General features: G+C 33.8%; 13 protein-coding genes and 1 tRNA gene. 2 read left to right on the forward strand and 12 right to left on the reverse strand.

All coding sequences use genetic code 11. From position 1 onward, the window contains the following. Positions 1–78: 78 nt before the first annotated feature. The gene (murF, locus tag Q0975_RS25485; RefSeq protein ID WP_299442782.1) at positions 79–1,356 is read left to right on the forward strand and encodes a UDP-N-acetylmuramoyl-tripeptide--D-alanyl-D-alanine ligase; all 1,278 of its coding nucleotides are present in this window, start codon (positions 79–81) and stop codon (positions 1,354–1,356) included. Here murF and Q0975_RS25490 read toward each other — a convergent pair. The 9 genes from Q0975_RS25490 to Q0975_RS25530 form a co-directional block, all read right to left on the reverse strand. Beyond that, positions 1,353–2,447 (reverse strand): DUF2652 domain-containing protein, encoded by a 1,095-nt coding sequence (locus tag Q0975_RS25490; RefSeq protein WP_299442785.1) that lies wholly within the window; start codon positions 2,445–2,447, stop codon positions 1,353–1,355. The genes murF and Q0975_RS25490 overlap by 4 nt on opposite strands. A 175-nt stretch (positions 2,448–2,622) precedes the next feature. Beyond that, on the reverse strand, positions 2,623–2,748 hold the full coding sequence (locus tag Q0975_RS25495; protein ID WP_299442787.1) for a hypothetical protein: 126 nt from the start codon (positions 2,746–2,748) through the stop codon (positions 2,623–2,625). Positions 2,749–2,842: 94 nt separating this feature from the next. Further along, positions 2,843–2,917, reverse strand: a tRNA-Val gene (locus tag Q0975_RS25500). An 84-nt stretch (positions 2,918–3,001) separates the two neighbouring features. Then, positions 3,002–4,219 (reverse strand): folylpolyglutamate synthase/dihydrofolate synthase family protein, encoded by a 1,218-nt coding sequence (locus Q0975_RS25505; RefSeq protein WP_299442814.1) that lies wholly within the window; start codon positions 4,217–4,219, stop codon positions 3,002–3,004. Between the two features lie 185 nt (positions 4,220–4,404). Then, positions 4,405–5,304 (reverse strand): energy transducer TonB, encoded by a 900-nt coding sequence (locus Q0975_RS25510; protein WP_299442790.1) that lies wholly within the window; start codon positions 5,302–5,304, stop codon positions 4,405–4,407. A 3-nt stretch (positions 5,305–5,307) separates the two neighbouring features. Then, positions 5,308–5,700 carry a biopolymer transporter ExbD gene (locus Q0975_RS25515; RefSeq protein WP_299442793.1) on the reverse strand — a complete coding sequence of 131 codons (393 nt, stop codon included), beginning with the start codon at positions 5,698–5,700 and terminating at the stop codon, positions 5,308–5,310. 1 nt (position 5,701) lies between these two features. Further along, positions 5,702–6,388 (reverse strand): MotA/TolQ/ExbB proton channel family protein, encoded by a 687-nt coding sequence (locus Q0975_RS25520; RefSeq protein ID WP_299442817.1) that lies wholly within the window; start codon positions 6,386–6,388, stop codon positions 5,702–5,704. 86 nt (positions 6,389–6,474) lie between these two features. Further along, complete coding sequence (gene nhaB, locus Q0975_RS25525; RefSeq protein ID WP_299442796.1) at positions 6,475–7,947, reverse strand: sodium/proton antiporter NhaB; 1,473 nt, start codon at positions 7,945–7,947, stop codon at positions 6,475–6,477. Between the two features lie 26 nt (positions 7,948–7,973). Next, entirely contained in the window at positions 7,974–9,200 is a 1,227-nt protein-coding gene (locus tag Q0975_RS25530; RefSeq protein WP_299442799.1) for a Glu/Leu/Phe/Val dehydrogenase dimerization domain-containing protein, read from the reverse strand. A 442-nt stretch (positions 9,201–9,642) separates the two neighbouring features. Between Q0975_RS25530 and Q0975_RS25535 the strand changes: the two genes are divergently transcribed. Continuing rightward, positions 9,643–10,785 (forward strand): acyl-CoA dehydrogenase, encoded by a 1,143-nt coding sequence (locus tag Q0975_RS25535; protein WP_299442802.1) that lies wholly within the window; start codon positions 9,643–9,645, stop codon positions 10,783–10,785. Positions 10,786–10,887: 102 nt separating this feature from the next. On the opposite strand, the gene Q0975_RS25540 is transcribed toward Q0975_RS25535, so the two are convergent. Genes Q0975_RS25540 through Q0975_RS25550 form a run of 3 tightly spaced genes read right to left on the reverse strand, consistent with a single transcriptional unit; the run spans position 10,888 to position 14,243 of the window. Then, the gene (locus tag Q0975_RS25540) at positions 10,888–11,763 is read right to left on the reverse strand and encodes a sugar phosphate nucleotidyltransferase (protein ID WP_299442805.1); all 876 of its coding nucleotides are present in this window, start codon (positions 11,761–11,763) and stop codon (positions 10,888–10,890) included. A gap of 11 nt (positions 11,764–11,774) precedes the next feature. Continuing rightward, positions 11,775–12,854, reverse strand: a complete 1,080-nt coding sequence (locus Q0975_RS25545) for a galactokinase family protein (protein WP_299442808.1) — start codon at positions 12,852–12,854, stop codon at positions 11,775–11,777. A 21-nt stretch (positions 12,855–12,875) separates the two neighbouring features. Beyond that, positions 12,876–14,243 carry a Gfo/Idh/MocA family oxidoreductase gene (locus Q0975_RS25550; RefSeq protein WP_299442810.1) on the reverse strand — a complete coding sequence of 456 codons (1,368 nt, stop codon included), beginning with the start codon at positions 14,241–14,243 and terminating at the stop codon, positions 12,876–12,878. Positions 14,244–14,469 lie beyond the last annotated feature (226 nt).

Here is a 14,469-nt window from a genome sequence, read left to right on the forward strand (position 1 = left end):
AAATCTTATTAGTTCGTTATAAAAATATAAAGCCCTGACATTATGTACAGGGCTTTTTAATACAATTATAATACATATATGGATATTGAAAGAATACATCAATTGTTTTTAGAAAGCAATGGTGTTTGTACTGATACCCGAAAAATTAAAAGCAACACTCTTTTTTTCGCTTTAAAAGGAGACAATTTTGATGGCAATACCTATGCTGAGCAAGCAATTAAGAATGGCGCTTCATATGCCATAATTGATGATAAAAAACTTCCTGTTTCAGAAAAGTTTATTCTAGTTGAAGACACCTTGAAAACATTGCAAAATCTAGCTTCATACCATAGAAAACACTTAAATATTCCAATAATAGCTCTTACTGGTAGCAATGGCAAGACTACCACAAAAGAACTAATTAATTGTGTTCTTTCATCCTCTTATAAAACGACCGCCACTTCTGGAAACTTGAATAACCACATAGGCGTACCGCTTACTCTTCTATCTATGAATGAAGATACAGAGATCGGGATTGTAGAAATGGGAGCAAATCATCTAAAAGAAATCGAATTCTTATGCAATATTGCTTGCCCAGATTTTGGTTATATAACCAATATAGGAAAAGCTCATATTGAAGGGTTCGGAAGCTTAGAAGGTGTTTTAAAAGGGAAAACCGAACTTTATCAATACCTAAAAAAACACAATAAACTTATTTTTCTAAACACAGAAGACTCTAAACTACTTAATGCTTCTGGAGGAATCGAATCATTTACATTTTCCCAAACTTTAGATAGTGACATAACCGTAAGTTTGCAAGGAGCTAATCCTATGGTAAATGTAGATTACAATAATAATACAATCAACAGTCATCTAATAGGGTCCTATAACTTCACAAATATTGCAGCAGCTATTGCAATTGGTAATTATTTTAAGATCAATCCTGAACAAATTAAAACCGCAATAGAATCCTATATTCCGTCTAATAACCGATCGCAAATCATAGAAAAAAACGAATCCACTATCATACTTGACGCCTATAACGCTAATCCTTCTAGCATGAATGCCGCTATAGACAATTTCCAACAGTTAAAATACAACAACAAAACGGTATTTCTGGGAGATATGTTCGAACTAGGTGATACCGCCACAGAGGAACATCAAAAAATAGCTGATAAGATTACTGAAACATCTTTTAATAAGATCTATTTAATTGGTCAAAATTTTTTAAGCACATCAACTGAAGATAATCGTATTCGTAAATATCAATCTTTTGAAGATCTTAAAGAAAATGAATCGTTAACAAAAATCAAAGATGCCATTCTAATAAAAGGATCTCGCGGAATGAAACTTGAACGTATTTTAGATTTAATTTAATCAGATTTATCCAGGTTCACTTTACCAATATAGGTTTCTAGGTTATTCAGAGATTCTTGTATATTCTTCCTAAAAGCTCTTTTCATAATTAAAGACAACATAATTTTTTTTAAAATTGATTTTGCCTTTGGATACATCTCCAAAATAAGCATACACGTATTCTCCGAAATCGGAATAATTATATAAAACTGATGCACAGAATCAATAACTGGAATATCAGTTGTAAACTCTCCGTATACGAGCCGACCTGATTCTGCAGCTTTAGTCACTGTGGTAAAATTTAATCGCTTCCCATCTATAACACAAACATGTTCAGTTCCTAAACGAGTTACTTCATCAGGGTTATATTCGAACTTATCCACCCCCTTTACCCAATGATGACGATAACTATAATTCGTAATATACTCCAACAATCCCTGAGCCGAAATATTATAGTCTTTAGATATAACAACTCCAGGCTTACTATTAAACTGAACTTCATAAGGTGTCTCATATGAAGTAAGTTTTAATTTATCTTTATCAATTTCAGAAAACATGTATTTAATTTTATTTCCATCATACACGTTCTCATTCGTAGAAAAACTAAACAACTGACTTTTATACTCTTCAGAGATTTCAATAACACCAGACAACTTTTCACTAAGTAAGGTATAGTTATCACTAGGAATCGAATTTTTTAACAACCTATGTGCTTCTATAACAACTTGTCCAAATGGTTTTCTTTTTTCCTGAACAGTAATAAACTGCAATTCCCCACAATGTGCTATTATTTTTAATTGAAGATTAGGTGCTTTAGCACAGGCATTACAAGGACAAACACGGTTCTTTTCCAACAATTTAAGATGACTATAAAAAGCAGTAAACATGGTTTCTATCTGTGCCAATAATTTTTCTTGTGATGGAACTTCTCCTTCTTTATAAAAAAACAAAGCATCCCCTTCTACTTCAGCTAATCTTAGTTTTTGAGTATTGGCTTTAATTAAAATCTCCAACAATTCTGCTATCACATGTTGACTATGCTCCACCTCTGTAGTTTGTACAAATTGGGTGTAACCAGATATATCCGGAATAAAGAGTAATGAATTTGACATTTAAACAAATTTGATAGTCGAGCTACTAAAGCTAACAATTTATTGACAACACCTACTCATTTTATAAATTATTTAGGAAAGAACTGGACACACATCTCTTACTCTTTGATATTTTTCATCACTTACGAACTATATAAATCACAATTAACTCAAAAATGAACCACTCCATCTAGGTTCACACCCCATTATCAAGACTCTGAGAGTCAATATCAAATTCTGGAGCAGAATGACAAGCCACACAACCTATTCCATTTTGGTTAAATGGATTAAGAAATAACAATTTACCTAAGTTTTCTTCCACTGTAAAATTAGAGAAGCTCTGTTCTGTGATAAAAAAAATTAGAAGAAATAAAAAAAACCATTCATTAACTGAATGGTTTTTTTGAAAAATTAAGTGGGCAATGAGGGATTCGAACCCCCGACCCCCTCGGTGTAAACGAGGTGCTCTGAACCAACTGAGCTAATTGCCCTCTATGTTTCACAATCCTTGTTCCTGATTGCGGATGCAAATATAAGACAGTTTTATAGTCTACCAAAAGAATTTTAAAAAAAAATCAAATTATTTCTGCAACCACAAACGTACTGCCACCAACAAACACTAAATCGTTACCGCTAGCCTCTTGTAAAGCAGCCTTGTATGCTAATTCTACAGAACTATAGCACTCCCCTTTTAAATTAAAAATCAATGCTTCTTTTTTTAATATTTCTTCATCCAGCCCTCTTGCAATATCAGGTTTTGCGAAATAGTAGATTGCATAGGATGGAAATAAGGGCAAAATATTCTTCAACTCTTTATCATTGACAACGCCTAAGATGATATGAAGTTTATCAAACTTTTCACCTAATAATTGTTTCATAACAAATTGCAAACCATCTTCATTATGTGCTGTGTCACATATTACCTTTGGGCTTTCTTGCAATATCTGCCATCTTCCCAGTAAACCCGTATTACTCACAACTTCACTTAGACCTTTTTGAATATCCCTATTATTAACATTCCATCCCTTTTGTTTAAGAACAGAAATTGTCTGTAAAACTGTTTTTACATTTTCTTTCTGATAATCACCTTTTAAATCTGTATCAAAAATAACATCTTGATAATTTATTGCGAAAAAGATATCACTATGAAATGACAAAGCCTTTTCTCTAAAAACATTTTCCGTTTCGGCAATTGTTCTTCCAATGACTACTGGGATATTATTTTTGATAATCCCTGCCTTTTCCGAGGCTATTTCTGATAATGTGTTTCCTAAAAACTGCGTATGATCCAATCCAATATTAGTGATAACAGACACTTCTGGTGTTATAATATTAGTAGAATCCAATCTTCCTCCCAAACCTACTTCAACTATTGCTATATCCACTTCTGATTCTGCAAAGTATTGAAATGCCAATCCTACGGTCATTTCAAAAAAAGAAAGCTGATTAGCTTCAAAATAAGATCTATGCTCCGCAATGAAATTTACAACATAATCTTTACTAATTACTTTACCGTTAACACGAATTCTCTCTCTAAAATCCTTAAGATGGGGTGAAGTATACAAACCTACTTTATACCCAGATTCCTGTAGAATAGAAGCGAGCATATGACTGGTAGATCCCTTGCCATTGGTTCCAGCAACATGGATACTTTTAAACTTATTTTCGGGGTCACCAAGATACGAAGCTAACTTAATAGTATTCGTTAAATCTATTTTATAAGCACTTGCACCTTGGCGTTGATACATAGGCAACTGCGCAAACATCCAATCTAAAGTCGCTTGATAGTCGATAATTTTATATTTATGTTATTGTTTGATAAACTTACGAGAATTTGCTTCTTTTTCTAAAGAAATATTGGATTTTTCTTTACTCTAGAAATATATTATAATCTTATCAATCATAAGGTAATTGATTACTAAAAAGGCATAAGAATTTCAACAGAAAATATCGAAATTGCAGTTTTGATTGTTTGTGATTATTCCCCTAAACCAAAAGTAACTTCCACAAATCCTATTTGCTTTGCAGGAGCTTTTGGGTCAGATTTCCATCTAAAGGTTAGTGCAGTTTTCTTAGCCGGATCCAAAAGACATTTTGAGCTATTTGTCGTCCCTTTAACTCCAGGTGTTGCCTGAATAACTCTACCTTCTCTATTAACGACAATTTTAACAACTACGCGTCCAGCTTCATTGCATTCTTGTACTACTTTGGAATTAGTAGGACGGCCTCTACCATTAAGTCCATACCCTACTCCTCCAGTACCACCAGGACCAGGTTGTCCATAATAACTCGTTGCATATGGATTTCCGTTTGGGTTACCTTTATCACCAGGTTTATTATCGTCGCCTTCTCCACCTTTAGCTTTTCCATCGCTTTTAGGTCCATTAGAGAAACTATCTAATATATCTAAAGTTGATTTATCCGGTTTAGGATCCGGTTTTTTTTCTTCAACTTTTTCTACAGGTTTTTCTTTAGGCTTTTCCAGTGGTTTTTGATCTACTGGCTTATCTTTTGGTTTTTCTTTTGGCTTCTCAACCTTTTTCTTAGGTTCTTTTTTGGGTTTCTCCTCCACAACTGGAGCATCCTCTACATCTTGAGTAACTACTTCTTCAGTAATCTCTGGAGTTTCTGGCTCTGGTTCCGGAGTAACAGGAGTTGTCTCGGGAGTAGTTTGTTTTGGTGATGATTGAATAGCTTCCTTTGGTTGTACATCACCTGAACCTGTAAGTGTAGTTCCAAAATTAACTGCAATACCTCCTTCTGGAGTAGGATCTAGATGACTTAACCCTAGATAAAACAATAGAAAAATAATAGCCACGTGCAATATTGTCGTGATTATAAAAGATTTCTTTTTATGTTTTGTATCTAATTTTAGCATTAATTATTCTGGTTTTACTGCAAGGATTACTTTAAATCTATTTCTATTAGCTATATCCATAACACCCACAGCCTTCTCTATTGGAACTCCTTCTTCTGCTCTAAGTATTATCGTAGGTTCATTTTTACCTTGTAATTTTGATTTTAAGGTAGACTCTAATCTACTTTGACTTATCCTCTCATTATCCACATAATATTGTAACTTATTGGTAATACTTACTGAGATATTTTGCACATTGGAGCTTTTTCCTTTGGCTTTTGGCAATATTAAATCTAGTGCTTCGGGTGTGATCGTTGGCGATGTCAATAAAAAGAACACCAGCAACAAAAAAACAATATCCGTCATAGAGGACATACTAAATTCCGGACTTACTTTATTTCTTCCTCTTAAATTCATATTAAGCAGGTTCGTTTAACAAATCAAGAAAATCTACAGCTGTTGCTTCCATCTGATGTATCACCTTATCCGTTCTAACCACCAAATGATTATATCCTATATACGCTATAATACCTACCACTAATCCCGCAACAGTGGTTGTCATTGCTGTATAAATACCTTCTGCCAATGACCCCATATCGGCACTCCCCGAACTTGAAGCCAAGTTATGAAATGCTAAGATCATACCAATTACAGTACCTAGAAAGCCTATCATTGGAGCTGCGCCAGCCACAGTAGCAAGAATACTCACATTCTTTTCTAACTTATATACTTCTAATCGACCTGCGTTCTCAATTGCTGTATTAATATCATCCAGCTGATTACCTATTCTAGAAATTCCTTTTTCTGTTAATCTAGATACTGGATTATTAGTTTGCGCACACAAAATCTTAGCTGCTTCAATCTTACCACTTGCTACGTTATCTCTTATCTGATCCATAAAGCTTGTATCAATTTTGGATGCAGCTTTTATTGCAAAAATTCTTTCGAAATAAATATAAACTGCTACAAACAACAATACAAAAAGGATGGCAATAATAGTTACACCAGCAGCTCCTCCACTAAGCAATAAATCAATAATTGATAATGTTTTTTCTTCTGCTGCAAGGTCAATTTCTTGGGTATTTTGGGCTAACATACCAAGCATTAATAAATGGGTCATATGCGTTCTTGTTAATTTAGTGTTAGTATACTAACGTTATTTCTATAGGTTAAGTATATTCTTTATTGTGCTTATAATACATAAATTATTCCTAAAAGACCTACTCCACCAAGTACAATGGTATAAGGCAATGCCATTTTCACCATTCTTCCATACGACAATCCGATTAATGGTGCCAAAGAAGAAGTTAGTAAAAATAAGAACGCTGCCTGACCATTAGGTGTTGCAACGCTTGGCAAATTTGTTCCAGTATTTATTGCTATCGCTAGTTTCTCGAACTGCTCTCTACTAATTACTCCGTTATCAAAAGCTTGCTTCACCTCTCCTATATATACGGTAGCAACAAATACATTATCACTAATCATAGATAACACTCCATTAGCTACGTAAAACATAGAAGGCTGCTTACTAGGATCCAACGACAAAGCCCAATCAATAATTGGCGTAAAAAGATGCTGATCATGAATCATCGCTACGATCACAAAGAAAACTACTAGTAAGGCAGTAAATGGTAGTGCCTCTTCAAATGCTTTACCCAATTGATGTTCTTCTGTAATCCCCATAAAAGCGGTTTGCACTATAATAAGTGCTAAACCTATAAATCCTACAGGAGCTATATGTAACGCCAAACCTACTATTAACAATATTGCAGATATAGCCTGTATAATTAAACCATATTTTGATTTATCCGATCTATTGGCATCTTCTTGGTCTGTATAGTTCTCGATAATTCTTCTAGCTACTTCTGGCAATTTAGCTCCAAAACCAAATGAACCTGTTAGCTCTAAAATCACAGTTGTCAATATCCCAGCCGCTAAAACAGGCAATGTAATGGGAGCCATTTTAACAAAGAATTCAATAAAATCCCATCCCATTCGTTCTCCAATCAATAGGTTTTGAGGCTCTCCAACTAAAGTACATACTCCTCCAAGAGCTGTACCCACAACACCGTGCATCACTAAACTTCTTAAAAAACTTCTAAACTGTTCTAGAGTCTCTCCACTCAATTCTTTTCTATCGAGCGTGCCATCTTTATCAAAATCCGAAGCAGGCATAGAATGAATTTTATGATAAACTCCATAAAAACCAACAGCTACACTAATTAAAACCGCTGTTACGGTTAGCGCATCCAGAAAAGCCGAAAGTATTGCTGAAAGAAATACAAACAACATAGAGAGGACTACCTTTGATTTTATCTTGGTAAAAACCTTACTAAAAATATACATTAGTAAAGGTTTCATAAAATAGATACCCGCAACCATGAACACCAATAAAAGAACCACTTCTAGGTTTTGATCTACTTCATGATATGCATTCTTAGGTGAAGTAAGGTTTAACGCTAAAATTTCTATAGCTAATAGACCCCCTGATTGTAAAGGATAACATTTTAATGCCATGGCTAGTGTGAAAATAAATTCTCCTATAAACAACCATGCAGTAACTGTAGGGCCTAACACAAAATAAGAAAACACATTAAAAATGAGAAATCCTATCATTATTGTCTTAAACCATTTTGGGCTATTGCCTAAAAAATATTTTAACATAGTATACGCTATTATTTGTGTTACAATTATACCAACTGTTTGAATGCAATCTCAAACGCGGTTCTACTTATATTAGTTTTGGAATTATTCTTATCAAAAATTCTTTGTATTGCATCATTAATGGTTTGAGAAGTATCATTAAAAATCGCTTCATCTGTCATCAAAACTCTTCTCTCCATAAAATATGCAAATACTCTTGCCATTCCGCAATTAGAAATAAAATCTGGTATTAAACTCACTTGTTCATCTGCGTATTCCATTATAGAACCAAAAAATATTTCTTTATCCGCAAAAGGAACATTCGCTCCGCAGGAGATTACTTCTAGTCCTGAATCTATCATCCGAGTAATCTGGTTTTTAGTAATTAATCTAGATGCAGCACAAGGCGTAAATACTTCTGTCTGAAGTGACCAAATTTTATCATTCAACTCTTCAAACGGAATCAAAGTTTCGCTATATAACTTATTTCCTTTCTTATTAAGGTAAAGTTCTTTAATCTCTTCAAAAGAAAAACCTTCTTCATTTATAAGTCCTCCAGCGTGGTCAATGATACCTACCACTTTCGCTCCCATTTCGGAAAGATAATAGGCGGCTGCAGATCCAACATTTCCAAACCCTTGTACTATGGCTCTTTTTCCTTTTACAGTTCCACCATAAACATCATAATAATGTCTTACCGCTTCTGCAACTCCATATCCAGTAATCATATCCGCTACCGTATATTTTCTTGCTACATCTGGCGAAAACGTAGTGTTTTCTAACACTTTTATAACTCCTTGACGCAATTGTCCAATTCTATTTATCTTATCTGCCTCTGTAGGTTGAAAATGTCCATTAAAAACACCTTCCTGAGGATGCCAAACTCCACAATTTTCTGTTATTGGAATCACCTCATGAATTTCATCAACATTCAAATCTCCTCCTGTTCCATAATAACTTTTAAGCAACGGTGAAACTGCTTTATACCATCTCTCCAAAACCCCTTTCTTCCTAGGGTCATTAGGATCAAAATTGATTCCCGACTTAGCTCCGCCAATTTCAGGTCCAGAAACCGTAAATTTCACCTCCATGGTTTTTGCAAGGGAAAGAACTTCATTCATGTCCAATCCTAGTCGCATTCTTGTTCCGCCACCAGCTGCTCCACCTCTTAACGAATTGATAACTGTCCAACCTTCCGCTTCTGTTTCAGAGTCTTTCCAATTAAAAACTATTTCCGGAGCTTTATTTTCGTATTTTTTTAGTAATTCTTTCATTTTTTAAATTTCAATCTATGTAAAAACATTTTTTTTCAAAAGACGCAGTCTTATCCTAATTTCTAATTAAATATCCCTCCTTTACGGAGTTAGTGCTGTCTCATAAAAATGATTATTAATAAATTGAAAATGGCACTCAAATAAGTGACTTCACAAATATAAAAAACTAAATAGGGTGAACACTTAAATTGAAAAAATATAATTCAAAAAATAATTCTTTCTTAACACGCTAATGTTTTCCCTAACCTAGATTAAATCAAACATGGAATATATCGCTTTTTAGATCAATAAAAGAAAATATCAAAAAACGAAAAAAACACCAAAACTATTGTATTATAACTTATATTTGTAGAATTAATAAAAATATCGAGGTTATCTCGATTTATTTTCATCAAAAAGTTGAATTTGCGTGTTATGCGCGCACAGTAAATTAGGATCAAATATGGACTTTAAATTATCCGAAGAACAATTAATGATACGCGATGCTGCTCGTGATTTTGCAAAAGCGGAGTTATTACCAGGAGTGATAGAAAGAGATAACAAGCAAGAATTTCCTACTGAACAAGTCAAAAAAATGGGAGAGCTTGGATTTTTAGGAATGATGGCATCTCCAGAATATGGTGGTGGTGGTATGGATACTCTTTCATATGTATTGGTTATGGAAGAATTATCTAAAATAGATGCTTCTTGTTCGGTAATTGTATCTGTGAATAATTCTTTGGTATGCTGGGGACTTGATACCTATGGAACTCCAGAACAAAAAGAAAAATATCTAAATAAACTAACAACAGGAGAATCTATTGGAGCGTTTTGTTTATCAGAACCTGAAGCTGGTAGTGATGCTACTTCACAAAGAACTACTGCAATAGACAAAGGTGATCACTATATCCTTAACGGAACAAAGAACTGGATCACTAACGGAGGAACTGCTGATTATCATTTAGTTATTGCACAAACAGACAGAGAAAAGAAGCATCGTGGAATCAATGCTTTTATTGTAGAAAAAGGATGGGAAGGTTTTGAAATTGGCCCTAAAGAAGATAAATTAGGGATTAGAGGTAGTGACACCCACTCTCTTATTTTTAATGACGTAAAAGTTCCTAAAGAAAACCGAATTGGAGAAGATGGATTCGGGTTTAAATTTGCTATGAAAACATTAGCTGGTGGTCGTATTGGTATTGCCGCACAAGCATTAGGTATTGCACAAGGAGCCTACGAATTAGCAAAAGAATATTCTAAAGTACGTAAAGCATTTGGCACTGAAATCATGAATCATCAAGCGATTGCATTTAAGCTTGCTGATATGCACGTACAAATTGAAGCTGCAAGAATGTTAGTATATAAAGCTGCAATGGACAAAGACAATCATGAAGATTATGATTTATCAGGAGCTATGGCTAAGCTAGCGGCTTCTCAAGCTGCAATGGATGTTTCTATTGAAGCGGTTCAAGTACACGGTGGTAATGGTTTTGTAAAAGAATACCACGTAGAACGATTAATGAGAGATGCAAAAATTACTCAGATATATGAAGGTACTAGCGAGATACAAAAAATTGTGATTTCCAGAAGTATTCTTAGAGATTAATTAGTTAAAATTCTCTATTTTAAAAGCCCAGATCGCACTAGTAATTTGGGCTTTTATATTTTTAAGAATGTAAATTTACTATAAAAAATTATCCTCTCATCTTTAGCTTATATCCCAATCCATCCCTGTATAATATATTTTAATATATTCTCTTAAAATTGCAATATCTTCTTTTGAAGTTAAATCTGGAACATGCTCTGATATCGGAATACCTTTAATTGATTTAGGATGCTCTTTAACCATATTCATTAAAGCGGTAGGAAGTTCTTTTTCTTTCCTCTTTTCATCAATAGGGCAATTAGCTACATAATTCTGAAACATGGTTCCGTCGAATTTAAAAATATTCATGCTAACTCTAAGCTTACCCATATCATCCTTATATAGCGAACTATCTTGAATTGATGGTTTCTCTATAATTTCTTTTAAAAATCCTTCTTCATCTAAAGACACTAACGCAAACTGAGCTATACGTTGCATACTAAATTGTAATGCATCTCGATCATAACTCATGAAGGCATTCATAGAGTTAGTACTTCGCAATGCTTGTAAAGCATTTTTAGAATATAGGTTATCGCTGTTACAAACAGTATATATTTCACTATTCAGTTCTGGATATTGGATAAGTGCCTGATGTAAGGCATCCGCTGTACCCAAGGGTTTTACTCTATCTGTTGGTATATACTGCACTGCATAATTAATAGTCAATCCATAAAAGTCATTCTCATTGTTTTCATCTCCATAAAACTCCTTTATCAATTTTTCTTTTTCACTTATAACTATATATATTTTAGTATACCCAGCTTGTTTGGCATTGAATAAAAGGTAATCTAGCAAAGGCCTTCCTGTATCATCAATACTAATAAGAGATTTTGTTCTTGTATTTGCTTGTGTTGTCAAATCATTATTTAACACTGCTTTTGCTTCCTTTTTCATTCGAGACGAAGCTCCTCCAGCCAAAATAATTAAATTCTCATGCATACCAACCTTTTTTATATCACTCTTACTCCAGGATCTACATTTACAACATAGGCAGCTTTACCTTCTGCTTTGATAATCGCTTCTACTACTTCTTGTTCTTTATCTTTAGGAGCTATCGCTATAATGCTACCTCCTCCACCAGATCCTACAATTTTAACTCCATACGCTCCAGCATCCAACGCACTCTTTACCATCTTATCTATCCTAGGAACCGTCACTTTTAAAATATCTTTTAAAATGTTATGATGTTCATTCATTAAATGACCTATATATTTCATATCAGGAACATTTTTTTTAAATTCTTCGAGAGCTTTTATTGTAATTGAATGGTTCTTAAGTGCTGCAAAAAAAAATTGTTTTAATTCTTTAGGAACATATCTTTCATAGTCATTATATTCTTCTAAATCAGTTAATTTTATATCGAAATTAGGTTTTTTAAGGGTTATATATTCTATTGCTTTTAGTGCTTTTTCTTTTAGGTTTCCTAAAGTATTAATTGTTTCTTTCTTTACTCCAGATTCTCCAACAATTAATCCCTGTATATTATCTTGAAGAACTTCATACGATGGTTTTTCACGAGTATCAATAAATAAAACATTTCCTATACCAATACTGTATTGATCCATCAATCCTCCTGGTTCCTTATGTTCTAACACTTCTGCTTCATACCCAATTTTTGATATTAGCATACGCGTAATCTTCTGATCAGCACCAAACGCTTCTAACAAAAATCGTATCCAAGCAATTATTAATGCCGAAGAACTGGAAACCCCTGCATTCACTGGTAAATCTCCCGTTATCTTAACATTATACCCTATACTCGGAATACATCCATACCTTCTTAACACTCTAAGAGATGAAGCAAAATAATCTCGTTGATTAATAGCATCAAATATTTGATCTATCTGAATATGTCTTTCTTCCTCAATATCTGGCATCTGAATCCTGAAAGAAAATTCTTCGTTTTCTATAGCTTCTAAACTAATATATTTATTTATTGCGCAGGCTATAACCGGCAAACCTAGATAATCCTGATGATCCCCAAACAAACAAGTCCTTCCTGGAGCAAGTATATTTATTTTTTTTTTCAATTACTATTATCTTATATTTAACTAATACGTGTCTTTAATCCAGTCATACGGTTTTCGTTTTAACCACAACCCCCTTGTAAAATCCGGAAAATCCTGTGGTTCACCATTATTTTCTATTGAAACTTCTGACAACGGCGTAATTGAACTCCATGCTGCTGCATCATACACATCTAATGGTGGAGAGACATTCGTTTTCGCAGATTCTACAAAAGCATTAATAACAAAAAAGTCCATTCCTCCATGCCCTGCTCCGGTAGCATGCTCACCATATTTTTTCCATAACGGATGATCATATTTTGTCAACCACCTATCTGCTTCATCCCATCTATGTGGTTCTGATTCTCCTTCTATATATATCCTACTACCATCAACTTCCCACAGACCATTTGCTCCTTGAACTCTAAAACCTAAGGAATAAGGTCGTGGTAAATTACAATCATGAGTAACTATGATTGTTTCTCCCATTGCTGTTTCTATTGTAGAAGTAATTACATCACCTTGTTTAAATTTAATTTTTGCATTAGGATGTTTTTCTCCTCCATTCTTAACTATATAATTATGTAAACCGATTCCCTTTGTTGCATTAGAAGTTATTGAAGAAAAACGATTTCCTCTATTAACATTACACATAGTAGCAACTGGTCCCACTCCGTGGGTTGGGTACACATCTGCATTCCTTGCTACTGAATGTTGCGTTCTCCATTTTGACTCTGATATTCCCTTCTCTCCAAACTCTACTCCTTTTCCATATGCAGTTTTTCCATCATTTAATTTCACAAATCTCAAATCATGTTGATAACCGCATCTAAAGTGCACTAGTTCTCCAAAAACATTCTGTCTTACCATGTTTAAAACTGCTAAAACATCCCTTCTATAGTTAACATTCTCCAAAATCATCAGATGAGTTCCAGTAGCTTCATGAGTATTTACAAGATCCCAACATTCCTCTAAAGTATTCGCTGCAGACACCTCTAATCCCGTATACTTACCTGCAATCATAGCATCTTTTGCCATTCTAGTATGCCATAACCAAGGAGTAGATATAATCACAGCATCCACATCTTCCAAGTTTAATAAGTTTTTATAATCGTATTCATTTTTACCAAATATTTTGGGTTTAGGTTGTTTCTGTTCTTCTATTGTTTTTAAAGAAAGATCTATACGAGTTTGATCAATATCACAAATTGCCGTTATTATAACATCATCTCTTAACAATACATTTCTTAAATGATTAGTCCCTCTTAAACCAACACCTACTAATCCTAATTTCAGTTTTTCCTTTTTGTAATAACCATCATTAGCAAGAGTTAAATTTGGTAAAACCGAAATACCTGCTCCTGCTATTGTCGTTTTTTTAATAAAATTTCTTCTAGATTTATTTGCACCCATCACGTTAAGATTTTATGTATCATATTTTCCTTAAATATAATGGAAAAACGTATGGCTAAAAAACCTGTAACCTCTTTCGTTATTTATGTAGATATCAACTAACGAATTTAGCTCCTATATTATAATCCTCAGGAGAGGTATAATTTTCTTTTAGTTTTTTTAGATTTTAGGCATAAAAAAAACCCTTCATTAAATAATGAAGGGTTTTCAAGGAAGGCGGCGACCT

Source organism: uncultured Aquimarina sp., from assembly GCF_947500065.1.
Lineage (GTDB): Bacteria > Bacteroidota > Bacteroidia > Flavobacteriales > Flavobacteriaceae > Aquimarina.